Here is a 23112-nt window from a genome sequence, read left to right on the forward strand (position 1 = left end):
GCTCCGCCGGACGGCGGACCCTCCCCCGAGCGGTGGAGGAGGGCGCCACCCGGTGGCACGGACGGCGCCCCCGCATGGTTCACCCGAGCCGCGGGCCGTCTCGCGGCACCCGCCCGCACGGGCCCGCCGCCGGTCCGACCCGGCCGGCGGCCGGATCAGGCACGTACCTCCTCCAGCGAGGACGGACCCGGTGCGACCCGGGTGAACACCTCGTCCATGCGGTGATCGTCGGTGCCGGTGAGCAGGTAGGCCTGTGCCTCGCCGACGTGGAAGTACATGCCGTGGAGCCGCAGGGTGCCGTCGGCGAGCCGACGCGCCACGGCCTCGTGCGTCCGCAGGTGCTCCAGCTGCTGGACGACGTTGGTCAGGCAGAGCTGCTCCACGGCGTCGGCGGGGAGCCGGCCCGCGATGCGCGCCCACGGGTGGCGGCGGCTGCGCATCCTGGCGAGGCTCGGGCGCCCGTGCCGCAGCCAGCGCCGCAGGGGCGTCGAGTCGTCGTCGGCGGCCCCGTCCAGCAGGGCCTGCATGGCCCCGCAGCCCGAGTGGCCGCACACGGTGATGGAGTCCACCTCCAGCACGTCGACGGCGTACTCGATCGCGGCGGCCACGGACTCGTCGCCGCGCTCCTCGCCGGGGCGCGGGACCAGGTTGCCCACATTGCGCACGGTGAACAGGTCTCCCGGGCCGCTGGCTGTGATCATGCTGGTCACCAGGCGGGAGTCGGCGCAGGTCAGGAAGAGGTGCGAGGGGCGCTGCCCCTCCTCGGCGAGCCGGGCGAGTTCGTCGCGGACCAGCGGTGCGGTGTCCCGCTGGAAGGAGCTCAGCCCGCTGGCCAGCGGGTGGATCGCGGGCCCGTGCGAGCGGTCCTCGCAGCGGTGGTTGCGCCAGGGCGTCCAGGGGCGGCAGCAGCCGTGGGGCTCGGAGCCGGGTTCGCTGGTGCGCAGCCCGGCCCGGCCGGTGAACTGCACGGCGCCGCCCTGCGCGGTGTGCGCCGTCCGCCAGTCCCGCAGGGCCTCGTAGGCGGCGTGGTCCATGAAGGAGCTGTCCAGCTCGACGTCGCAGGAGCCGCCGGGCGGGACCTGGCCGAGTGCCCTGCTCAGCCGCGGCACGGCGAGGAAGGTCAACTGCCCCCGCACACGGACGCGGTGGCCGCCCGGTGCCTCCTCCACCGTGATCCGGGTACGGGTGAGGCGGTGCAGCGCGACGAGCACGGCGACCCCGATGCCGATGAGCACGCCCTCCAGGACGCCGGTGAGCACCACGGAGCCCACGGTGGCCGCGTAGACGAGCACTTCGCGGTTCCTGCGGATGTTGCGGAGATGGGTGAGACTCACCATCTGCACGCCCACGACGGCGACCAGGGCCGCCAGTGCCGCGAGCGGGATGAGGTCCATCGCCGGGACGAGGAGGAGGGCGGCGACCACGACCCACAACCCGTGCAGCATGGTCGAGTTGCGGCTGACCGCGCCTGCGGAGACGTTCGCGGTGCTGCGTACGGCGACTCCGGCGACCGGGAGCCCGCCGAGTGCGCCCGACACGATGTTCGCCGCGCCCTGACCGGAGAGTTCGCGGTCGAGATCGGAGCGCAGGGGGACGGAGTTCCCGCCCCGTGCGGCGACGAGCTTGTCGACGGCCACTGCGGAGAGCAGGGACTGCACACTGGTCACAAGGGTGATGGTCACCACCGCCGCGACGAGGCCGAGGACCGGTCCGTCCGGCAGTGACGGCAGGGCATGCGCACTCCAGGACGGCAGGTCCACCCGCTCGATGTCCAGCCCCGCGCCGACGGAGACGGCGGCCGCGGTCACGACGGCGGCCAGTGCGGCGGGAACGGTGCGCAGGATCCGCCCGGTGCGTCCGGGGATCCGGGGCCAGGCCAGCAGGATGGCCACGGTCAGGCCGCTGATCAGGAGTGCGGTCGGACGGGCCGCCACCAGCTGCCCCGGCAGGGCGAGGACATTGGCGACCGGTGAGCTGTCGGGCGTGCCGCCGAGCACGATGTGGAGCTGCGCGAGGGCGATGGTGACGCCGATGCCCGCGAGCATCCCGTGGACGATGGCGGGGCTGACGGCGAGTGCCGACCGGGCGACGCGCAGGGCGGAGAGCCCGAGCTGGCAGAACCCCGCGGCGACGGTGATCGCGCAGGTGGCCCGCCAGCCGTAGTGCTGGATCAGCTCCGCGGTGACGACGGTGAGCCCGGCCGCGGGCCCGCTCACCTGGAGGGGCGAGCCGCCGAGGCGCCCCGCGACGATGCCGCCGACCGCCGCCGCCACGAGACCGGCCTGGAGGGGGGCGCCGGTGGCGAGGGCGATGCCGAGGGAGAGCGGCAGGGCGATCAGGAAGACGGAGACGGAGGCGGACAGGTCCGCCGCGTCGAGACCGAGGCGGCGGCGCGGGGTCCGGCCGCCGGGTGGGCTGTGCGGGCGATGGCAGGAGTCCGGTCCGGTTCGTCCTGCCACCGGGTGGTGGGTGTCGTCGGGGCTTGTGGGGGTGCAGGTCATTCCCGTCTCCTCCGGGGCGCGGTCGCGGTCTGTGGGGGGCGCGGCCGTGGGGCACGGCGTGCGGTGGCGGGACGCTCGGTTCGTACGAGCTCTCAACTCTGAGTAAACGCTCCGTAATGCAGAGTAAAGAAGTGAACATGCTTTTGAGGGCAAATGGGGCAATCAATCACTCGATCCAGTGATTAATCACTTCATTCCGGCCCAGCCTTCCGGGGCCTCTCTTTTCGCGGTGCGAGCGTGGCGATTCCGCCATCGAAAAGTCGTACCTACATATGAAATGAGGTGGACGGATGCCGGCCGTCACCAAGAGAACCGCCGCCGTCGGCGCCGTCGCCGCGGCCCTGTTCGCCGGCCTGGTGGGCTGCTCCACCGGGGACGGAGGCCGGAAGGCGGCCGACGGGACCGAGCACGGCGCCCCGGCCCAGAAGCAGGGCGTGGGCGCCCCCAAGAGCGCGGTCCGCCTCATCGGCGACGGCTCCACCGCCTTCACCGGCGCTCAGCCGAACCTGCTCCGGCCGCAGCGCCTGAAGCCGGGCGAGACGCCACCGCAGTTCGTCGTCTTCTCCTGGGACGGCGCCGGGGAGGACAGCCAGAAGCTGTTCTCCCACTTCCGGGAGGTGGGCAGGAAGTACGACGCCACCATGACGTACTTCCTCAGCGGCGTGTACCTGCTGCCCGAGGAGAAGCGCTCGCTCTACGAGCCTCCGCAGCACGCGGCCGGGAGCTCGGACATCGGCTTCAACGACGTCGAGGGCATCCGCGACACCGTGCGCGAACTCCGCGGCGCCTGGCTCGAAGGCAACGAGGTCGGCACCCACTTCAACGGCCACTTCTGCGGGGCGAACGGAGGTGTCGGCACCTGGTCGGTGGACGAGTGGAAGAGCGAGATCGCCCAGGCCAAGTCGTTCGTCAAGAACTGGAAGACCAATGCCGGTCTCTCCTCCGCCGAGCCGCTCCCGTTCGACTACGACAAGGAGCTGATCGGCGCCCGGACCCCCTGCCTCGAAGGCCAGGACGCGTTCATGCGCGCCGCATCCCAGCTGGGCTTCCGTTACGACACCAGTGGAGTCAACAGTCAGGTCTGGCCGAGCAAGAAGTACGGGCTGTGGGACCTGTCCCTCCAGATGGTCCCCTTCCCCGGCCGCGCCTTCGAGACGCTGTCGATGGACTACAACTTCATGGTCAACCAGTCCGGGACCACCAAGGGCGACCCCGCCATGCACGCCTACTGGGGGAACCAGATGCGCGACGGGCTCCTCAAGGCCTTCGACCGCGCCTACGAGGGCAACCGAGCCCCGCTGATCATCGGCAACCACTTCGAGTCGTGGAACGGTGGCACGTACATGACGGCCGTCGAGGAGACCATCGCCGCCGTCTGCGTGAAGAGCGACGTCGAGTGCGTGTCCTTCCGGCAGCTCGTCGACTGGCTCGACGCACAGGACCCGCTCGTCCTGGAGAAGATGCGGCAACTGCAGGTGGGTCAGGCGCCCGAGGGTGGCTGGGCCCGCTTCCTGGCGGCTCCCCCGGTCGCCGCGGCACCGCCCGTCGGGAAGGATGGGACCCAGCGCTGAGCCCTCCCCGCCGGCCGTCCGTGTCTCCGTGGCGCGGGCGGCCCGCGGGAGGCGCGGTCCTTTCGGCCGGGCGGCCCCGTCCCGAGGCCTGACACCCGCGGCGCGTCATCCGGGCTGGGGCACCGGTACGTGCTCGCCCAGGACGAAGGCGGGGTCGACCTGTGCGGCCAGGTCGGCCCCGGTCTTCGCGTTCCCCCAGCTCTCGGCGTTCCTGAGGTGGAAGTGGACCATCTGGCGCGTGTAGCGCTCCGGGTCCCGGCGCGCGTGCGAGGCGTCGGCCGCCTGCTGCAGGATCCCGAGCGCCTGCCGGTTGGCGTCCTCCAGCCGGGCGAAACGAGGGGGCCTGCCCTTCTCCATGGCCCTGACCCAGTCGGAGTGGGCCATCGTCACCAGCAGGTCCTCGCCGACCTCCTGGCGCAGGAAGTCCACGTCCTCGGGTCCCTGCACCTTGTTGCCGACCACCGCGAGCGCGACTCCGTAGTCGCGTGCGTAGTCCTTGTACTGCCGGTAGACCGAGACGCCCTTCCGGGTCGGTTCGGCCACCAGGAACGTCATGTCGAAGCGGGTGAACATCCCGGACGCGAACGAGTCCGACCCCGCCGTCATGTCCACCACGACGTACTCGCCGGGGCCGTCGACCAGGTGGTTGAGGCACAGCTCCACCGCACCGACCTTGGAGTGGTAGCAGGCGACACCGAGGTCGGACTCGGTGAAGGGGCCCGTGGCCATCAGCCGCACCTCGCCGTCGTCGAGGTGCACCGTGCGGGCGCACGCGGCGTACACCGGGTTGTCCTCCTGCACGCGCAGCAGGCGGGACCCCTCGCCCGGCGGCGTCGTCTTGATCATCGTCTCCGGAGAGGTGATCCGGGCGTTCGTGCCGCGCAGGTACTCCTTGATCAGCGGAAGGTGGGCGCCCATGGCCGGGAGCGAGGAGGCCGCGGACTCGTCCAGCCCCAGCGCGGCACCGAGGTGCTGGTTGATGTCGGCGTCGACCGCGACGACCGGGACCGCCCGGGCGGCGAGATGGCGGATGAACAGCGAGGACAGCGTGGTCTTGCCACTGCCGCCCTTCCCTACGAAAGCGATCTTCATGTTCACCTAGCGTAGCCGCACGGGTGCGCCGGGTTGCCCCGGTGAGTGAAGAAGACCACTCCAACGTGGGCCCCGGGTGCCGGGCGCGTAGCCTCGCTGCTTATGAGTACCAACGCCTCGGCGGGCGACCCGCTCGCCGCCCTCGCCGCCCTCCCGGGCGTCGCCGACTCCGTGGGCTCCGTCCGCAAGGCCGTCGACCGGGTCTACGGGCACCGCATCATGCGTCGCCGCAGTGTCGAGATCACCTCGGAGGCGGCCCTTCGGGGAGCCCGTGCCTCCGCCGCGCTCTCCGGGGCGGACTGGGCGCTGGAAGAGGTGCGCAGGCGGACGGACTTCGGCGGCGAGGGAGAGGCGCGTACGGTCGGCGCCGCGCTGCGCCTGGGTGCCGAGGCGGGGCAGCTGCTCTCCGTCTGGCGGCAGTCGCCGCTGCGTGTGCTGGCCCGTCTCCACCTCGTCGCGGCGGGCGGCTTCGAGGACTCGGGCGCCGTGGGGCGTCCGCGTCTGGCGGGCGAGGAGGTCGACGAGCCGCTTGTCGAGGCGTCGCTGCCCACCGCCGTCGAGGTGGCCGGGCGGCTGGAGGGCCTGGCCGACCTCGTGGTCGCGGACACCGCGGCGCCCGCCCTGGTGTCGGCCGCGGTGGTGCACGGCGAACTGCTCGCGCTGCGGCCCTTCACCTCCTGCAACGGCCTGATCGCGCGGGCCGCGGAGCGGATCGTCCTCGTCGGCAGCGGTCTCGACCCCAAGGCGGTCTGCTCCGCCGAGGTCGGGCACGCCGAGCAGGGGCGGGCGGCGTACGTGGCCGCCTTCGAGGGGTACCTCTCGGGCACGCCCGAGGGGATGGCCGCCTGGATCGCCCACTGCGGGCGGTCCGTGGAACTCGGTGTCAGGGAGTCGACGGCGGTCTGCGAGGCGCTTCAGCGCGGCGCCGCCTGAGGCCCGGCCCGTCGTCCTGCGGTCTCCGGCCTGAGGGGGCGTGCGCGCGGCGCGGTCGGCGGTCTGACGCGCGGATGCCCGGCGGTGGGGCGGAGGGGTGCCGAAAAGGGTTGCGGCGGTACCTCTTCGGTACCGCCGCTGGCATGTCCGCCCAGTTACCAAGCGTCCTCGAAATATTGCCCATCAGGTCGGGTTCTTTGCCCGTCCCTGGTGCGGCTGGCCCGTAATCGACGGGTCGACGTCGCGTGGGTGCTCGACTTCCATGCTTCGGTCCGTGGGGCCTTGTCTGCGTTGAAGATGATCCTTTCGGACGTCCTCGGTCTCGCGGGCCGTTGACTCCTTTGTACTCCTGCGGGCGGCGGAGCGAAAGCCCTGCCTGCACTTCTTTACCTTCCGCCCCGATACGGGACGAAAGGGATGCGCCGAAGGTGTCCGCCGCCGGGGTTCACAGGGCGGCGGCCCGGGCCGCCCCGCGCCGGCGGCTGGCGTACCAGACGAGGCCCGCCGTGGCCGCGGCCGCCCCCACCGCGGCGGCGACCAGCGCCGGTCGCGTGGGCATCGACAGGGCGGGCAGCCTCTGCTTCAGGCGCACCGGACGGTTGAAGACCAGAACCGGCCAGCCGCGCTGCACGGCCTCCCGCCGGAGCGCTCGGTCCGGGTTGACGGCGTGGGGGTGGCCCACGGACGAGAGCATCGGCACGTCCGTCGCGGAGTCGCTGTACGCGTAGCAGCGCGACAGGTCGTATCCCTCGGAAGCGGCGAGTTCCCGCACCGCCTCGGCCTTCGTCGGGCCGTAGGCGTAGTACGCGATCTCGCCCGTGTAGCAGCCGTCGTCACCGACCACCATCCGGGTGGCGACGACCCGGTCCGCGCCCAGCATCTCGCCGATGGGCTCGACCACCTCGGCGCCGGAGGTGGAGACGATGACCACGTCCCGGCCCGCGGTGTGGTGCTCCTCGATCAGCGAGGCGGCCTCGTCGTAGATGATCGGGTCGATCAGGTCGTGCAGCGTCTCGGCGACGATCTCCCTGACCTGCTGGACGTTCCAGCCCTTGCAGAGCGCCGAGAGGTACTCGCGCATGCGCTCCATCTGGTCGTGGTCGGCGCCGCCGGCCAGAAAGACGAACTGCGTATAGGCGGTGCGCAGGGCGGCGCGGCGGCTGATCAGCCCGCCCTGGTAGAAGGACTTGCTGAAGGTCAGCGTCGACGACTTCGCAATGACCGTCTTGTCCAGGTCGAAGAACGCGGCAGTACGCGGCAAGGAGTGGTTTTCCACGGGCAGAGCATATGCGCCCGCCATTCGGCGTACGCTGTGGCGCGTGGGTTTGCCTGAGAAGGCTCTCGGGTACACCATGGAAGTCACGGATCGTTCGCGACCGTGCTAACCCGGTCCGGCTCCTCCCCCCCCGAGCCGGCCGGAAAGACGACCCCCGCTCTCCCCCCCGGCGGGGGTCGTCGCATGTCCAGGGCGGTTTCGCCCACTCTTCCCCGGATGTCCGCCATCCATTCGCCGCCCTGGCCGCGCTCCTCGGCCCGGAGTGATCCGCCCCGGATTCGTCACTGTGAGTGGTCATGGGGCTGCGTTCCGGCGTGCCTGGCGGCTCGCCGGTATGGGCGACCGGGTTATTCACACCTGGCCGGTTGTCCACAGTTTTTCACCAAGATCCACACGATTTCCGGGAGCACTCCACCGTGATTCCTGCCGCGAACTTCGCGGGCCGGGGAATCACGCGCGTCGCGCCGTCCCGAGCGCATGCGCAGGAGAGAGGTGGACCGTGGTCGCAGCCAATGCAGCGCAGCACAGCCCGGTGGGCGAGCACCGCCGCGAGGGCCCCCTGATCGTCACCGAGGACGTGGACCTGCTGGACGACCTGCTGCGCCTGTGCGCCGCCGCCGGTGCGGAGCCGGCCGTCCACCACACCGTTCCCGAACGGCGCGGCATCTGGGAGGCGGCCCCGCTGATCCTCGTCGGCGGGGATGCGGCGGACCGCTGCCGCGGGGTGCCCCGGCGCGGCGGGGTCCTGCTCGTCGGCAGGGACCAGGACGACCCCGACGTGTGGCGGCAGGCGGTCCGGATCGGCGCCGACGGGGTGCTGTGCCTGCCCGAGTCCGAGAACTGGCTCGTGGACCGGATCGCGGACGTGGCCGAAGGTGTCGGGCGGCCCGCGCTGACGGTCGGAGTGATCGGCGGCCGGGGCGGCGCGGGGGCCTCCACCCTCGCCTGCGCGCTCGCGGTCACCTCGGCCCGCGAGGGCAGGCGCACCATGCTCGTGGACGGCGACCCGCTCGGCGGGGGGCTGGACGTCCTGCTCGGCGGTGAGCAGGCCCAGGGCCGCCGCTGGCCCGACTTCGCCGCCTCGAAGGGCCGCGTCGGGGGCGGGGCCCTCGAGGAGTCGCTCCCCAGGCTCCACGCGCTGCGCGTGCTCAGCTGGGACAGGGGCGACCTCGTGGCGGTGCCCGCCGAGGCCATGCGCTCGGTGCTCTCGGCCGCCCGGCGCAGGGGCGGTGTGGTCGTCGTCGACCTCCCCCGCCGGGTCGACGAAGGGGTGGCCGAGGCACTCGCCCAACTCGATCTCGGCCTGCTGGTGGTCCCCGGAGAGCTGCGCGCCGTCGCGGCTTCCCACCGCGTCGCGTCCGCCATGAGCATGGTCCTCTCGGACCTCCGGGTCGTGGCCCGCGGCCCGTACGCCCCCGGGCTCGACGAGCACCGGGTCGCGGACGCGCTCGGTCTCCCGCTCGCCGGGGACCTGCCCGCGGACCCGGGGCTGCCCGCCGCCCTGGACGACGGCAGACCCCCCGGCGCCGGAGCCCGGGGACCCCTCGCCCGCTTCTGCACGGCCTTCTGGGGCAGCGCGCTCACCGCGGAGGCGACGGCATGAGCGCCGCACTGCTGGAAGCCGTTCGCCAGCGGCTCGCCGAAAGCGGAGCCGAACCCACCCCCGCCGGGGTGGCGGCCGCCCTGCGGGCCCAGGGCCGCCTCCTGGGTGACGCCGAGGTGCTCGGCGTCACCGCCCAGCTGCGCGGCGAACTGGTGGGCACCGGGCCTCTGGAGCCCCTCCTCGCGGACGCCGAGGTCACCGACGTCCTGGTCTCCGCTCCCGACCGGGTGTGGGTGGACCGGGGCGGGGGCCTGGAGCTCACGGGCGTCACCTTCGCCGACGCCGCCTCCGTACGGCGCCTGGCGCAGCGGCTGGCCGCCGTCGCCGAACGCCGGCTCGACGACGCCCACCCCTGGGTCGACGCCCGCCTCCCGGACGGGACCCGCATCCACGCCGTGATCCCGCCGGTGGCCGTAGGCTCCACCTGCCTCTCCCTGCGCGTGGCCCGCCACCGGGCCTTCTCGCTTCGGGAGCTCGTCGAGGCCGGCACGCTCCCGCCCGGAGGGGACCGCGTGCTGCGCGCCCTCATGGCCGCCCGCCTGTCGTTCCTCATCAGCGGCGGCACCGGATCCGGAAAGACCACCCTGCTCAGCAGCCTCCTCGGCCTCGTCGGCCACGGGGAGCGGATCGTGCTCGCCGAGGACTCGGCCGAGCTGCGCCCGGACCACCCGCACGTGGTGCGCCTGGAGTCGCGGTCCCCCAACCAGGAGGGCGCGGGGCGGGTGACCCTGCAGGACCTGGTGCGGCAGGCCCTGCGGATGCGCCCGGACCGGCTGGTCGTGGGGGAGGTCCGCGGCCGGGAGGTGACCGAGCTGCTGGCCGCCCTGAACACCGGGCACGAGGGGGGCTGCGGCACCGTCCACGCCAACGCCGCCGCCGACGTCCCGGCCAGGCTGGAGGCACTCGGCACCGCCGCGGGCCTGGACCGGGCCGCCCTGCACAGCCAGGTGGCCGCCGCCCTGTCCGTGGTCATCCATCTCGCACGCGACCGGCAGGGCAGGCGGCGGCTTGCCGAACTGCACGTCCTGGAACGGGATTCCGCCGGGCTCGTCGTCACGGTGCCCGCGCTGCGCTGGGGAGCGGACGGGTTCGCCCGGGAGACGGGCTGGCCGCGACTGCTGCACCTGACGGGAGAGCAGCCGTGACGGTGGACCAGCCGCTGTGCGCGGCGGCGGTCTGCGCCGGTGCCGCGGCCTCGCTGCTGGTCGCAGCCGAGCGCGGGAGGCGGCGTGTGTTCCTGCTGCTGCCCGGCGCAGCCGCTCCGGTCCGCCGCCCGCCATGGTCGTGGCAGCGGGCCGCGGAGGCCGTACGGCGCCGCCGGGAGTGGCTGTGCCTGCCCCTCGCCCTCGTCCTGGCCGTACTCGGGGCCTCCCCGCTGCCCCTCGCCCTCGGGGCTGCCGCCGTGCCCCTGGTACGCCGGGCGCTGCTCCGGAGGGAGCGGCGCGCCCGCGCACGGCAGCGGGCCGAGGCCGTGGTCGCGCTGTGCGGCGCGGTCGCCGCGGAACTCCGGGCAGGATTCCAGCCCGCTCAGGCGCTGAGGTTCGCCGCACGGCAGAACGAGGCCCTCGCGGAGGCGGAGGCGGCGGTGCTGGCCGCCGCACGCTTCGGCGGCGATGTGTCGGCCGCGCTGCGGACTGCCGCACGGCGCCCGGGGGCGGAGGGCCTGGCGGGAATGGCCGCCTGCTGGCAGGTGGCGGTCGGCAGCGGTGCCGGTCTGGCCGCCGGACTGGAACGACTGGAGGCCGCGCTGCGCGCCGACCGGGACCGGCAGGACGACCTCGACGCGCAGTTGGCCGGTGCCTGGTCCACGGTCGTCCTGCTGGCGCTGCTGCCGGCGGCCGGGCTCGGCATGGGCTGGGCACTCGGCGCGGACCCGCTGCGGGTGCTGCTCCACTCTCCCGCGGGGCTCGTCTGCCTCGCCGTCGGAGGGGCCCTGGAGGCCGCAGGCCTGTACTGGGCCACGAGGATCGTGCGGTCGGGGGAGGCGGCATGACCGGCGGCCCGCCGGACCGGCTCCTGGCCGCAGGCGCCGTCCTGGCAGCTGTCGGGAGCCTGGTCCCCCTGCTCGCCGACGGCCGCCGCACCTCCGCCGCACGGCGCCGCAGCGAGGCGCTGCTGGGCCTTCGGCGGAGCCGGGGACCGCGTACGCGCCTTCCACGGCCCCGGGCGCGAGCGCTCACGGGGCCCTGTGCACGGCGGTTGCCTGTGCCGCGCTGCTGGAGGGTGTGGCGGGCGCTGTCGTGGGGCTCGTCGCCGGTGCGGCTCTCCACGCGGCGCTGCGCCGCCGCTCACGGGCCGGGCCCGCAAGGGCCCGGGCCACGGGAGCCACGGCTCAGGGCGGTCCGGCTTCCCTGGAGCACGCCGCCCGGATGGTCCAGCCGGAGGAGGCGGCACGGCAACTGCCGCTCGCCGCGGACCTCCTGGCGGCCTGCCTCTCCGCAGGAGCCGGACCGCGCGAAGCGGCCCAGGCGGTGGGCGAGTCATTGGGCGGAGCTGTCGGAGGCTGCCTCACCGCGGTCACCGCTCAGCTGAGGCTGGGGAGAGAACCCGCGGAGGCCTGGGCCTGGCTCGGAGCCGCGCTCGACGCCGAGGCGCTCGCCCGCTGCCTGGAACGCGCCGACGCCACGGGGTCCCCGGCGGCGGAGCCGACGGCGCGTACGGCCGACCTGCTACGGGCCGCACGCGCCCGCAGAGCCGTCGCACGCGGGCGACGCGCCCAGGTGAGGATCACCGCGCCCGTGGGGCTCTGCTTCCTCCCCGCGTTCCTCGCCATCGGGGTCGCACCTGTGCTCATCGGGCTGGCGAGCGGCCTGCTCCGTCCCGCCTGACGGACCCTCTCCGGCGGGCGGCCGGACGTCGGCCCCGGCGCTCCCACGGCGGGGCGCGCGTCGGCCTCGGCCCGAACGAGAAGCCCGGAGCCGCGGCGTGCGTGGCGACCGAAGCCGGTGAAGCGACGCCCTCCCCCCCCCCGCGTTCGTCCACCACATCCACGAAAACCCCTCTCGACTGGAGGTCGAGCATGTTCAGCACCCTCATGTCCTGCACCCTGAGGACGTTCCGGCGGCCGCTGCGCCGCACCCGCCGTCCGAGCGCCGGCGCCTCGGCCGCCCCGCTGCTCCGTGTCCGCGGCCGGTTGACCGCGCTCCGAGGGGATCGCGGGATGACGACGTCCGAGTACGCGATGGGAACGATCGCCGCCTGCGCCTTCGCCGCCGTCCTCTACAAGGTGGTCACCAGCGGGGCGGTGACCCAGGCTCTCGAAGCGGTGATCGGCAGGGCCCTCGATGTCCAGTTCTGAGCGGAGTGCCCCGCACCGTGTCCGGTCGGCGGTCCGGCTCCGGCGCAGACGTCCTGCGCCGGTCACGACGCGTCCCCGGCGGGACGACCGGGGATCGGTGACGGCCGAGACGGCGGTGGCCCTGCCCGCTCTGGTGGCCTTCGCCATGGGGCTGGTCTGGGCGCTGACGGCGGTCGCAGCCCAGATCCAGTGCGTGGACGCCGCGCGCGCCGGTGCGCGTGCGGCAGCCCGGTCCGAGCCCGTCCCGGTGGCCGTCGCCGCGGCGCGCTCACTCGGCCCCCAAGGGGCGCGGGTGGCGGTGTCACGGCGTGGCGACCTCTGGCATGTGCGGGTCGAGGCCGACGCACCCGGACCCGGCGGGCTCGGACTCTCACTGGAGGCCGAGGCGGCCGCCCTCGCGGAGGACACTGTGCGCGGCGGCGACTTCGCCGGCGCATCCCGGGCCCGCGGAGAGCCGGGTACGGACCGTCACGGCGTCCGCGCGCACCCGAGCCGCACCAGTCCCGGCGCGGTACCGGAAGGTGCGGTGCGTTCCGTGCCGGGGGCGGGACCCGGGGCGGTGCCGCGGTGAGGTGCTGGGGTCGCCGGCCCCGGGACGCCGGGTCGGCCACGGTCTGGGTGGCCTCGCTCGCGACCGTGCTGTGCGCGGTCTTCGCCGTCGCCCTCGCACTGGGCCAGGCTGCCGTGGCCCGGCACCGGGCCGCGGCGGCGGCGGATCTCGCGGCCCTGGCCGCCGCGGACCACGCCCTCGGCGGCCCGCTCGCGGCCTGCGGCCGAGCGCGCGCGGTGGCCCGTGCCCACCGGGCGGAGCTGGCCCGCTGTGCGGTGAGCGGTGAGCTCGCCGATGTCACCGCGGCCGTGCGCCTCGGCCCGTACACCCTGCGCAGCAGGGCCCGGGCCGGGCCGCCGGAGGCCTGGCACGGCGCGCACGCTGCCGCCCCTGCGCCGGCCTTCCGCGCGGCGGGCTGGACGGCCTCGCAGGCGGGGCGCCCGGCGGGGTCGGCGCTCGGCTCCCGGGGTCAGCCGTCCGTGCCGCGGGGATCCTCGCCCGTGGTGTCGGCCGCGGGCTCTGCCGGACCGGTCGGCCCACCGGACCCGGCGCAGCTGTCCGCGTCCGGCGGCGCGCCCGATGCCGGATCCGCCGCCCGGGGAGCGCGCGGGGCTCCCGGGGAGGCCCGCAGCAGCTCGCCGAGGAGCCGGACCGCCCCGCGCTTGTGCAGGGGATCGTTGCCGTTGCCGCACTTGGGCGACTGGATGCAGGAGGGGCACCCCGCCTCGCACTCGCAGGCGGCGATGGCCTCACGGGTGGCCGTGAGCCACTCGGCCGCGGTGTGGAAAGCCCGCTCCGCGAAGCCCGCGCCGCCGGGGTGCCCGTCGTACACGAAGACGGTCGGCAGCAGCGTGTCCGGGTGCAGGGGCACCGAGACCCCGCCGATGTCCCAGCGGTCGCAGGTGGCGAAGAGCGGCAGCATCCCGATCGACGCGTGCTCGGCGGCGTGCAGGGCCCCTCCGAGCTGCTCCGGGCCGATCCGCGCCGCGTCCAGCTGGTCCTCGGTGACCGTCCACCACACCGCACGGGTCCGCAGCGTCCGGGGCGGCAGGTCCAGCTTGGTCTCCCCGAGCACCTCGCCCGTCACGACCCTGCGGCGAAGGAAGGACACGACCTGGCTGGTGACTTCAACGGAGCCGTAGCACAGGCGCCCGTCCCCCCAGGGGACCTCGATGTCGGTCTCCAGCACGGACACGGCCGTGGTGTCCCTCGCCGTGGTCGAGTACGGCGGGGAGGCCTCCTCGACCAGGGCGACCGAGTCCTCCAGGTCGAGCCGCTTCACCAGATAGGTCCGGCCCTGGTGGAGATGGACGGCGCCGTCGTGCACGGACGCGTGCGCGGCGGCCTCGTCCACCGTCCCCAGCAGTCGCCCCGTGCCCGCCTCCACGATCTGCACCGGCCGCGCGCCACCGCCCCGGATGTCGGTCAGGTCCGCGGCGCGTTCGCGGCGCGTCCAGTGCCAGCCGGAGGCTCGGCGGCGCAGCAGCCGGGCGTGCTCCAGCTGCGGCATCAGTCCAGCGGCGGCCGGCCCGAAGAGCCCCAGGTCGGCGTCCGTCAGCGGTGCCTCGGCGGCTGCCGCGCAGAGGTGCGGCGCCAGGACGTAGGGGTTGTCCGGATCGAGGACGGTGCTTTCCACGGGCCGCCGGAACAGCGCCTCCGGATGGTGCACCAGATAGGTGTCCAGCGGATCGTCCCGGGCCACCAGCACCGCGAGGGCGCCCCGCCCGGAGCGGCCGGCCCGTCCGGCCTGCTGCCACAGGGACGCGCGTGTCCCGGGGTACCCGGCGATCACCACGGCATCCAGTCCGGCCACGTCGATTCCCAGCTCCAGAGCGGTCGTCGCGGACAGTCCCAGGAGTTCGCCGGAGTGGAGGGCGCGTTCCAGCGCGCGCCGCTCCTCTGCCAGGTAGCCCCCGCGGTACGCGGCCACGCGCCGGGGGAGCGAGGAGTCGACCTCGGCGAGCCTCTCCTTGGCGATCACGGAGACCAGCTCGGCGCCCCGCCGCGAGCGCACGAAGGCGACGCTGCGCACCCCCTGGACGGTCAGGTCGGTGAGCAGGTCCGCCGTCTCGGCGGTCGCCGTGCGCCGCACCGGTGCCCCCTTCTCCCCGTGCAGCTCGGTCAGCGGGGGCTCCCACAGCGCGAAGACGAGTTCGCCGCGCGGTGAGGCGTCGTCCGCGACCTCCCGTACGGGCAGGCCCGTCAGGCGCCCGGCTGCGGCGGCCGGGTCCGCCGCGGTGGCCGAGGCGAGCAGGAAGACGGGGTCGGCCCCGTAGCGGGCGCACAGGCGGCGCAGGCGGCGCAGGACCTGGGCGACGTGGGAGCCGAACACTCCCCGGTAGGTGTGGCACTCGTCGACCACCACGTAGCGCAGCGAGCGCAGGAAGGAGGACCAGCGCGGGTGCGCAGGGAGGATGCCCCGGTGCAGCATGTCCGGGTTGGTCAGCACGTAGTTGGCGTACTGGCGCACCCACTCCCGCTCCTCGACCGGGGTGTCCCCGTCGTACACCGCGGGCCGCACCCGGTTGCCCAGCGGGGCGGCCAGCTCCCTGACGGCACGCCGCTGGTCTGCCGCCAGGGCCTTGGTCGGGGCGAGGTAGAGGGCCGTGGTGCCGCGCCCGTTCGCGGCCTCGGCCCCGTCGAGGAGGGTGTGCAGCACCGGCACCAGGTAGGCCAGGGACTTCCCGGAGGCCGTGCCGGTGGCGATCACCACCGAGGTGCCGTCCAGCGCGTGCTCCGCCGCCTCGGCCTGGTGCGTCCACGGGTGCTCGACACCCGCCTCCTGGACGGCGGAGATCACCTCCGCGCGGATGCGGTGGGGCCAGACTGCATGGCGCCCCGCCCTGGGGGGCAGGTGCTCCGTATGAGTGATGCGCGCAGCCCGGCTCCCGCCTGCGGTGAGTCGGTCGAGGACCTCTCCGGGGGAGGGCCTGTCCTCCCCGGTCGCGGGGGGTCGACTGGGACGCTGTTTCTTGGCCATCGGCACCGAGTGTGTCACCGGCATGACGGACAATGGTCCCAAGGCGTCGTGCATGGCTGCTGGTAAGTGATTGAATGCCATGGCGGCTGGCGACCGCCCTCCGGCTCCGTTCGGGAGACCTGAGAGGCGGCCGCTCGATAGCAAGGTGCTGGAGGATCCGTGGACCTGTCCCTGTCGACTCGCAATGTGTCCGGCCCTGGTGGCGACCGTACGGTCGTCGAGGTCGGTGGCGAGATTGATGTCTATACCGCGCCCAAGCTGCGCGAGCAGTTGGTCGAGTTGGTGAACGACGGCAGCTACCACCTGGTTGTCGACATGGAGGGCGTGGACTTCCTCGACTCCACCGGCCTGGGCGTGCTCGTCGGCGGCCTGAAGCGCGTGCGTGCCCACGAGGGTTCGCTGCGCCTGGTCTGCAACCAGGAGCGCATTCTCAAGATTTTCCGGATCACCGGCCTCACCAAGGTGTTCCCCATCCACACCACGGTCGACGAGGCCGTCGCGGCGACGGACTGACGGTCGCCCGGACTGCCGGAAGAAGGGAAGGGGTACCGGGCCGCCAGCCCGGGCCCCTGGCACGCACGCTCGCTCTCTCCAGGGGGATCCGTATGGCCACCGTCGAGCTCCGCTTCAGTGCGCAGCCTGAGCACGTCAGGACGGCCAGGCTCGTCGCCGCGGCCGTGGCGCGGCGCGCCGGGGTCGACGAGGCGGTGCTGGACGAGGTCCGGCTCGCGGTCGGCGAGGCGTGCAGCCGCGCGGTCGGGCTGCACCGCAGCCACGGTCTGACCTCGCCCGTGCGGGTCGTGCTCTCCGAGGAGGAGAAGGCGTTCTCCATCGAGGTCGGCGACGAGGTCACCGGCGTGGGCGCGGCTGATTCCGGTGACGGGCGTGCGGGCGGTGCCGACGGGGCCGCGGACTCCGAGGAGGAGGACGAGATGGGCCTCGCCGTGATCAGCGGCCTTGTCGACGACATGGAGGTCTCCACCACCGACGTCGGCGGCGTGATCCGCATGAGCTGGCCGGCGACGCCACCGCCGGCGGTCTGAGTTCCACCCGTCGTCCGGTCCCGGTTCCACCCGCCGTCCGGTCCCGCCGGTCCGCGGTGGGACCGCGGGGCGCCACCGTCGCCCCTGCCCTGCCGCCCGGGCTCTCCGCCCCGGACGGCGTCCGCCGAGCCGCACCCGCGGGGCCTCCGCGCTCCCGGGGCGCCGAGGCCCGGGACCTCACCTCCCGCCGAGGCCCGTCCCCCGGGGCCGGCAGGGCCCCCGGGAACCCGCCCCGCCGATTCCCGGGACCGGTCCGCCCACTCGCGGATACCGCACCCCTTCGGACAGATCCACGTCGGCCCTGCCCCACCCGGGTGAGGGCCGTACGGGTGATTGCGCGTGTCGCGGACGAGAAGATTTTCGCGCGAGGGGAAGCCTGTTGAACAGGGCCTTTGTCCAGGCTCCCGGATAGCCGCTCTCAGACCGCATGCCCTTGGCCCGTTACGGCCTTCCGGTATATCGCGCAAACATTGTGCCAACCTGATCAATTTCATGTGGCAGAACGCTGCCGTCAGAAAATTCTGCGCCCTTCTTTGATCGTGTTCTGCTCCCTACAATCCGTCCACATCTTGAGGTCTGAACATCAAGGAGGACGAATGCCGGGGCTCTCCCTCCCTCAGTCGGCCGAACCTCCGCCCTTCCTCGCCGATGCGGTGCTGACCGACGGCAACCGGGTGATCATCGTGGTCATCGCGGTCGTCGCACTCGCCGCACTGCTCGTGGCCCAGCTCCTGGTGCGCCAGGTCCTCGCCGCGGGCGAGGGCACCGAGTCCATGAAGAAGATCGCGGCGGCCGTCCAGGAAGGCGCGAACGCCTATCTGGCCCGGCAGCTGCGCACACTCGGGGTCTTCGCGGTCGCCGTGTTCTTCCTGCTGCTCCTCCTTCCCGCGGACGACTGGCCGCAGCGCATCGGCCGATCCGTGTTCTTCCTGGTGGGTGCGGCCTTCTCCGCTGCCACCGGTTACATCGGAATGCGATTGGCGGTGCGCGCCAATGTGCGCGTCGCCGCGGCGGCCCGCGAGGCGAGCCTGGAAAAGGACGCAGCCGGTAAGGACCTGACCGCGGTCGCCCACAAGGCGATGAAGATCGCCTTTCGTACCGGGGGCGTCGTCGGCATGTTCACGGTGGGCCTCGGCCTGCTGGGCGCCTCCTGCGTCGTCCTGGTCTACGCGGCGGACGCCCCCAAGGTCCTGGAGGGCTTCGGGCTCGGTGCCGCCCTCATCGCCATGTTCATGCGTGTCGGCGGCGGCATCTTCACCAAGGCCGCCGACGTCGGGGCCGACCTCGTCGGCAAGGTCGAGCAGGGCATCCCGGAGGACGACCCGCGCAACGCGGCGACCATCGCGGACAACGTCGGGGACAACGTCGGCGACTGCGCCGGAATGGCAGCGGACCTCTTCGAGTCCTACGCCGTCACCCTCGTGGCGGCGCTCATCCTCGGCAAGGCGGCCTTCGGGGACGCCGGGCTCGCCTTCCCGCTGATCGTCCCGGCCATCGGCGTGGTCACCGCGATGATCGGCATCTTCGCGGTCGCGCCCCGGCGTGCGGACCGCAGCGGGATGACCGCGATCAACCGCGGCTTCTTCATCTCGGCGGTGATCTCCCTCGGCCTGGTCGCCGTCGCCGTCTTCTCCTACCTCCCCTCCGACTACGCGCAGTTGGACGGCGTCGAGGACCCGGCCATCGCCGGGCACGGCGGCGACCCCAGGATCCTGGCGCTGGTGGCCGTCGCGATCGGCATCGTCCTCGCCGCCCTCATCCAGCAGCTGACCGGCTACTTCACCGAGACGACCCGGCGGCCCGTGCGCGACATCGGCAAGTCCTCCCTGACCGGCCCGGCCACCGTCGTCCTCGCCGGCATCTCGATCGGCCTCGAATCCGCCGTCTACACCGCACTGCTGATCGGACTCGGGGTGTACGGGGCGTTCCTGCTCGGCGGCACCTCGATCATGCTCGCGCTCTTCGCGGTGGCGCTGGCCGGGACCGGGCTGCTGACCACGGTCGGCGTCATCGTCGCCATGGACACCTTCGGCCCGGTCTCCGACAACGCCCAGGGCATCGCCGAGATGTCGGGTGACGTCGAGGGCGAGGGCGCCCAGGTGCTCACCGACCTCGACGCCGTGGGCAACACCACCAAGGCCATCACCAAGGGCATCGCCATCGCCACGGCCGTCCTCGCCGCCTCGGCGCTCTTCGGCTCCTACCGCGACGCGATCGCCACCGCCGCGCGGGACGTGGGCGAGACCCTCGGCGACGGCGCGCCCATGACCTTGGTCATGGACATCTCCCAGCCCAACAACCTGGTCGGCCTCGTGCTGGGAGCCGCCGTGGTCTTCCTCTTCTCCGGGCTCGCCATCAACGCCGTCTCGCGGTCCGCCGGAGCGGTCGTCTACGAGGTGCGGCGGCAGTTCCGGGAGCACCCGGGAATCATGGACTACACGGAGAAGCCCCAGTACGGGCGGGTGGTGGACATCTGCACCAAGGACGCCCTGCGGGAGCTGGCCACTCCGGGACTCCTGGCCGTGCTGACGCCCATCGCCGTGGGCTTCACGCTGGGCGTCGGGGCGCTCGGTGCCTTCCTCGCGGGAGCCATCGGGACGGGCACCCTGATGGCCGTGTTCCTCGCCAACTCCGGAGGAGCCTGGGACAACGCCAAGAAGCTGGTCGAGGACGGCCACCACGGAGGCAAGGGCAGTGACGCCCACGAGGCCACGGTGATCGGCGACACCGTCGGGGACCCGTTCAAGGACACCGCCGGGCCGGCCATCAACCCGCTGCTGAAGGTGATGAACCTGGTGGCCCTGCTGATCGCCCCGGCGGTGGTGCAGTTCAGCTTCGGAGAGGACGCCGACGCGGGGATTCGCGCCCTGGTGTCGGTGGTGGCCGTGCTGGTGATCGCGGGGGCCGTCTACGCCTCCAAGCGGCGCGGGATCGCCGTCGGCGACGAGGGCGGCGCACCCGACCGGGACGCCGCCCCGCCGGGCCCGGCGGCCATGAGGTGATCGCGGGCGGAGCCCCGGCCCCGGGCCTACCCGGGGCCGGGGTCCGCCGCGGCGGACTGCGGACAGAAGAGGTGATGCTTCGTCATGACCGGGCCCGTGGCGCGGGGTGATGTGCCGTCCGCCAGGGGCCTCCGGTCGGCCTTGCGGCCGGGGTGTCCCGGTGCTGCGGAGTGAGGTGTCTCTCTCTTGGTGCAAATGGCTTCAATAGCGTATGAAGCGGACTTCCCGCGTATGGTCGTCACCCGTGCGGCGTGTATGTTCCGGGGCCGAGAGCGCCTTGGAAGGGACCGATCCGGTGAACAAGAAACTTGCGGCCGCGCTGTCCGGCACTGCGGTGCTGGTGCTGGTGCTGTCGGGATGCGGTGACGACAGCGAGGAGAAGGTCAACGACTGGGCCAAGAAGGTCTGCGACGCCGCCGAGCCGCAGATCCAGAAGAGGGCCGACGCCCAGCAGGCCATCATCTCGACCGCCGCCGACGGCGAGCCCGCGGACATCCAGGCCGCCGACTCCAAGGCGTTCGCGGACATCGCCGCAGCGGACAACGCGCTCGCGAAGGCGGTACGCGACGCCGGCGTTCCGCCCGTGGAGAACGGGGAGCAGCTCCAGAACGACGCGGTGAAGGAGCTGGAGGCCACCGCCGCCGAGTACCTGAAGCTCAAGGACCAGATCGACGGGTTGAACCCCGACGACCAGCAGAAGTTCGCCGACGGACTCCAGGGTGTGGCGGACGGCCTGAAGAAGATCGAGACGATGGACCAGGAAGCCCTGAACAAGCTCCAGTCCGGCGAGCTCGGCGCCGCCATGGCGAAGCAGCCCGGTTGCCAGCGCGCCGACGCCTCCAGCCCCGCCTCGGGATCCTCCGCCTCGCCCGCGGCATGAGCCCGGACGGCGCCGCCTCCCGCCGGGGCGGCGCCGCGAAGCGCCGGGCCGCACCGGCGGGAGGCGCCCACGTGCGGTGACGCGTCCGCCCGGCCCGGGGCCCCACGCTCCGGCCCGTCCGGCGCCCGGGGGAAGCGGACCCGCCCGGAAGCGGACCCGCCCGGAAGCGGACCCGCCCGGAGGCGGCAGCGGGGCGCAGCCCGCCGACAGGACGCCGGTGCCGCGGGCGGCAACCGTCGGCGGCGCCCCCCACAATGGACGGGTGAGCACCGCCACCCTTCCCACAGCCGACCATGCCCGACGACTCCGTGAGGCCTTCGCCGCCGCGGAGTTCACCGCCGACGGCCTCCTCGACCTGCTCGGGGCACCCGCCTACGCGGCGCTGGCCCGCAGCGAGACGGTCCCCGCCCTGCGGGCCACCCGAGGGGACGGCGCCCTGGAGGCGCTGGTGCGCCTGTTCCTGCTCCAGCGGCCGGTGCCCCTCGAACGCGCCCGCACCGCGCTGCCGCTGGAGGAATGCCTCGCCGGGGGCTGGCTGACCCGCGACGGCGACCAGGTGCTCGCCGCCGTGGACATCCGCCCCTACGGCGGTCCGGAGGGCCAGGACTGGTACATCGTGTCCGACCTCGGCTGCGCCGTGGGCGGGGCCGGTGGCGCGGGCGACCAGTCGGAGGGTGTCGTCCTCGGCGTCGGCGGGGCGTCGACCACGCTGGCCGGAATCACCGTGCGGACGCCCGTCGCCTCCGCCCTGGACCTGGGCACGGGTTCCGGGATCCAGGCGCTCCACGCGGCCCAGCACGCCACCCGGGTGACCGCGACGGACCTCAACCCCCGGGCCCTCGCCTTCACCCGCCTCACCCTGGCGCTCTCGGGCGCGGGCGACGCCGATCTGCGCGAGGGCTCGCTCTTCGAGCCCGTCGGCTCGGACACCTACGACCTGATCGTCTCCAACCCGCCGTTCGTGATCTCTCCCGGTGCCCGGCTGACCTACCGCGACGGGGGCATGGGCGGCGACGACCTGTGCCGTCTGCTGGTCCAGCAGGCGGGGGACAGGCTGAACGACGGCGGGTACGCCCAGTTCCTCGCCAACTGGCAGCACGTGAAGGGAGAGGAGTGGCAGGACCGGCTGCGCTCCTGGGTGCCCCGCGGCTGCGACGCCTGGATCGTGCAGCGCGAGGTGCAGGACGTCACCCAGTACGCCGAGCTGTGGCTCCGCGACGCGGGGGACCACCGCACCGACCCCGCCGCCTATGCGGCCCGGTACGACGCCTGGCTGGACGAGTTCGAGGCGCGGGACACCAAGGCCGTCGGCTTCGGCTGGATCACGCTGCGCAAGTCCGGTTCGGACCGGCCGTCGGTCGTCGTCGAGGAGTGGCCCCACCCCGTGGAGCAGCCGCTCGGCGAGACGGTCCGCGCGCACTTCGACCGCCAGGACTACCTGCGGACCCGCGACGACGCGGCCCTGCTCGCCGACCGCTTCCGGCTCGCCGCCGAGGTCGTCCAGGAGCAGGTCGGCCTCCCGGGCGCCGAGGACCCCGAGCACGTGGTGCTGCGCCAGAACCGCGGGATGCGCAGGGCCACCACGGTGGACACGGTCGGTGCCGGGTTCGCGGGCGCCTGCGACGGCACGCTGAGCGCGGGACGCATCCTGGACGCGATCGCCCAGCTGATCGACGAGGACCCGGTGCTGCTCCGCGACCGGACACCGCGGGCGCTGAGGCTCCTGGTGGAGGAGGGGTTCCTGGAGCCGGTGCTCTGAGTGGCCGACGCCGGCCGCGGCGGTCCGTGCCGCTGGCAGCCCGTCCGGGCCGGGCCACGCCGCGCCGGGGCTGCGCCGCGCCGGGCAGGCTGCCGGGCCGCGCCGGGGCCGGGCGCGCACACCCGTGCGCTCCCGGGAAGCCCGTGCCGATCTGTTCCGGTCGGTTCTCCCGATGGATTCGGCCACCGTCCGCTCTGCGGTTCGGCGCCGTCCGCCGCTCCGCACGCAGGGCCGCGCGGCACGGGCTCCCCGCGCCACGCCCGCCCGGCGGGACCGAGCGGGTGATCCCATGTGCCGTTCACCGGGAATTCGCATCGGCGACGTCCGAAGGTGCCAACCTCGGCCTCCGATGCGCACAGGTGCCAGGGAAGGGCCGGGTGGAGCCATGGAGAGCGGACCAGCGATCTTCGCCGGAACGGCGTTCGCGCTGTTCGGAGCCGGACTCCTGCTGTGGACGGGTGTGCGCCTCGGCCACCGGCAGCCGGTCGCGCACGGAGTGAACCCCGCCACCGCCACCGTGCTCGGGATCCTCTTCGGTGCGGCGTTCCTCACGCTCGGGGTGTGGTGCTTCGGCCGCCTGTGAGGCCCTGCCGGGACACCGAGCTGCCGGTCCGGGCGGCATAA

General features: G+C 73.7%; 18 protein-coding genes and 1 pseudogene. 15 read left to right on the plus strand and 4 right to left on the minus strand.

All coding sequences use genetic code 11. The annotated features are described in order from the left end of the window. Window positions 1-155 precede the first annotated feature (155 nt). On the minus strand, window positions 156-2501 hold the full coding sequence (locus tag ACGF15_RS21235; RefSeq protein ID WP_392801003.1) for a SulP family inorganic anion transporter: 2346 nt from the start codon (window positions 2499-2501) through the stop codon (window positions 156-158). A gap of 290 nt (window positions 2502-2791) precedes the next feature. Here ACGF15_RS21235 and ACGF15_RS21240 point away from each other — a divergent pair, with 290 nt between their 5' ends. Next, window positions 2792-4072, plus strand: coding sequence for a hypothetical protein (locus ACGF15_RS21240; protein ID WP_392801006.1), 1281 nt, complete (start codon window positions 2792-2794; stop codon window positions 4070-4072). 105 nt (window positions 4073-4177) lie between these two features. On the opposite strand, the gene ACGF15_RS21245 is transcribed toward ACGF15_RS21240, so the two are convergent. Next, window positions 4178-5164, minus strand: a complete 987-nt coding sequence (locus ACGF15_RS21245) for an ATP-binding protein (RefSeq protein WP_345614378.1) — start codon at window positions 5162-5164, stop codon at window positions 4178-4180. 102 nt (window positions 5165-5266) lie between these two features. Here ACGF15_RS21245 and ACGF15_RS21250 point away from each other — a divergent pair, with 102 nt between their 5' ends. Beyond that, a complete protein-coding gene (locus tag ACGF15_RS21250; RefSeq protein WP_345614377.1) occupies window positions 5267-6097 on the plus strand; it encodes an oxidoreductase in 831 nt (276 codons plus the stop codon). A gap of 445 nt (window positions 6098-6542) precedes the next feature. Here ACGF15_RS21250 and ACGF15_RS21255 read toward each other — a convergent pair whose 3' ends face one another. Continuing rightward, window positions 6543-7397, minus strand: a complete 855-nt coding sequence (locus ACGF15_RS21255) for an HAD-IB family hydrolase (RefSeq protein WP_345614376.1) — start codon at window positions 7395-7397, stop codon at window positions 6543-6545. Window positions 7398-7872: 475 nt separating this feature from the next. Here ACGF15_RS21255 and ssd point away from each other — a divergent pair, with 475 nt between their 5' ends. The 7 genes and pseudogenes from ssd to ACGF15_RS21290 form a co-directional block, all read left to right on the plus strand. Beyond that, entirely contained in the window at window positions 7873-8976 is a 1104-nt protein-coding gene (gene ssd / locus ACGF15_RS21260; RefSeq protein WP_362613228.1) for a septum site-determining protein Ssd, read from the plus strand. Further along, window positions 8973-10121, plus strand: coding sequence for a TadA family conjugal transfer-associated ATPase (locus tag ACGF15_RS21265; RefSeq protein ID WP_362613231.1), 1149 nt, complete (start codon window positions 8973-8975; stop codon window positions 10119-10121). Before ssd ends, ACGF15_RS21265 begins: the two co-directional genes overlap by 4 nt. Continuing rightward, window positions 10118-10969, plus strand: a complete 852-nt coding sequence (locus tag ACGF15_RS21270) for a type II secretion system F family protein (RefSeq protein WP_362613235.1) — start codon at window positions 10118-10120, stop codon at window positions 10967-10969. The genes ACGF15_RS21265 and ACGF15_RS21270 overlap by 4 nt, the downstream gene beginning before the upstream one ends. 232 nt (window positions 10970-11201) lie before the next feature. Then, window positions 11202-11804, plus strand: a complete 603-nt coding sequence (locus ACGF15_RS21275; RefSeq protein WP_392801012.1) for a type II secretion system F family protein — start codon at window positions 11202-11204, stop codon at window positions 11802-11804. 206 nt (window positions 11805-12010) lie between these two features. Continuing rightward, window positions 12011-12274 (plus strand): DUF4244 domain-containing protein, encoded by a 264-nt coding sequence (locus ACGF15_RS21280; protein ID WP_376428038.1) that lies wholly within the window; start codon window positions 12011-12013, stop codon window positions 12272-12274. 97 nt (window positions 12275-12371) lie between these two features. Further along, the gene (locus ACGF15_RS21285; protein WP_392801015.1) at window positions 12372-12845 is read left to right on the plus strand and encodes a TadE family type IV pilus minor pilin; all 474 of its coding nucleotides are present in this window, start codon (window positions 12372-12374) and stop codon (window positions 12843-12845) included. 65 nt (window positions 12846-12910) lie between these two features. After that, window positions 12911-13120, plus strand: a pseudogene (locus ACGF15_RS21290) (Rv3654c family TadE-like protein); the annotation flags it as partial. 173 nt (window positions 13121-13293) lie between these two features. Here ACGF15_RS21290 and ACGF15_RS21295 read toward each other — a convergent pair. Beyond that, entirely contained in the window at window positions 13294-15885 is a 2592-nt protein-coding gene (locus tag ACGF15_RS21295; RefSeq protein WP_392801018.1) for a DEAD/DEAH box helicase, read from the minus strand. 78 nt (window positions 15886-15963) lie between these two features. Here ACGF15_RS21295 and ACGF15_RS21300 point away from each other — a divergent pair, with 78 nt between their 5' ends. The 6 genes from ACGF15_RS21300 to ACGF15_RS21325 all read left to right on the plus strand — a co-directional run bounded on the left by ACGF15_RS21300 (window position 15964) and on the right by ACGF15_RS21325 (window position 23071). Further along, window positions 15964-16317: an STAS domain-containing protein gene (locus ACGF15_RS21300; protein WP_003967428.1), complete on the plus strand. Its 354-nt coding sequence runs from the start codon at window positions 15964-15966 to the stop codon at window positions 16315-16317. 92 nt (window positions 16318-16409) lie between these two features. After that, on the plus strand, window positions 16410-16847 hold the full coding sequence (locus tag ACGF15_RS21305; RefSeq protein WP_345614367.1) for an ATP-binding protein: 438 nt from the start codon (window positions 16410-16412) through the stop codon (window positions 16845-16847). A 596-nt stretch (window positions 16848-17443) separates the two neighbouring features. Beyond that, window positions 17444-19849 carry a sodium-translocating pyrophosphatase gene (locus ACGF15_RS21310; RefSeq protein WP_345614366.1) on the plus strand — a complete coding sequence of 802 codons (2406 nt, stop codon included), beginning with the start codon at window positions 17444-17446 and terminating at the stop codon, window positions 19847-19849. Between the two features lie 295 nt (window positions 19850-20144). Beyond that, window positions 20145-20729: a small secreted protein gene (locus ACGF15_RS21315; protein WP_345614365.1), complete on the plus strand. Its 585-nt coding sequence runs from the start codon at window positions 20145-20147 to the stop codon at window positions 20727-20729. 262 nt (window positions 20730-20991) lie between these two features. Next, entirely contained in the window at window positions 20992-22488 is a 1497-nt protein-coding gene (locus ACGF15_RS21320; protein ID WP_345614364.1) for a class I SAM-dependent methyltransferase, read from the plus strand. Window positions 22489-22873: 385 nt separating this feature from the next. After that, the gene (locus ACGF15_RS21325) at window positions 22874-23071 is read left to right on the plus strand and encodes a hypothetical protein (protein WP_256522660.1); all 198 of its coding nucleotides are present in this window, start codon (window positions 22874-22876) and stop codon (window positions 23069-23071) included. Window positions 23072-23112: the final 41 nt, after the last annotated feature.

It is taken from the genome of Streptomyces sp. NPDC048001 (genome assembly GCF_043203115.1).
GTDB classification, from domain to species: Bacteria; Actinomycetota; Actinomycetes; order Streptomycetales; family Streptomycetaceae; genus Streptomyces; species Streptomyces sanyensis.

Bases quoted from the DNA above. Each gene is read 5' to 3' on its own strand.
- ACGF15_RS21295 (WP_392801018.1), bottom strand. From the start codon at position 15,885: ATGGCATTCAATCACTTACCAGCAGCCATGCACGACGCCTTGGGACCA.
- ACGF15_RS21255 (WP_345614376.1), bottom strand. From the start codon at position 7,397: ATGGCGGGCGCATATGCTCTGCCCGTGGAAAACCACTCCTTGCCGCGT.
- ACGF15_RS21235 (WP_392801003.1), bottom strand. From the start codon at position 2,501: ATGACCTGCACCCCCACAAGCCCCGACGACACCCACCACCCGGTGGCA.
- ACGF15_RS21245 (WP_345614378.1), bottom strand. From the start codon at position 5,164: ATGAAGATCGCTTTCGTAGGGAAGGGCGGCAGTGGCAAGACCACGCTG.
- ACGF15_RS21240 (WP_392801006.1), top strand. From the start codon at position 2,792: ATGCCGGCCGTCACCAAGAGAACCGCCGCCGTCGGCGCCGTCGCCGCG.
- ACGF15_RS21310 (WP_345614366.1), top strand. From the start codon at position 17,444: ATGCCGGGGCTCTCCCTCCCTCAGTCGGCCGAACCTCCGCCCTTCCTC.
- ACGF15_RS21305 (WP_345614367.1), top strand. From the start codon at position 16,410: ATGGCCACCGTCGAGCTCCGCTTCAGTGCGCAGCCTGAGCACGTCAGG.
- ACGF15_RS21280 (WP_376428038.1), top strand. From the start codon at position 12,011: ATGTCCTGCACCCTGAGGACGTTCCGGCGGCCGCTGCGCCGCACCCGC.
- ACGF15_RS21265 (WP_362613231.1), top strand. From the start codon at position 8,973: ATGAGCGCCGCACTGCTGGAAGCCGTTCGCCAGCGGCTCGCCGAAAGC.
- ACGF15_RS21250 (WP_345614377.1), top strand. From the start codon at position 5,267: ATGAGTACCAACGCCTCGGCGGGCGACCCGCTCGCCGCCCTCGCCGCC.
- ACGF15_RS21325 (WP_256522660.1), top strand. From the start codon at position 22,874: ATGGAGAGCGGACCAGCGATCTTCGCCGGAACGGCGTTCGCGCTGTTC.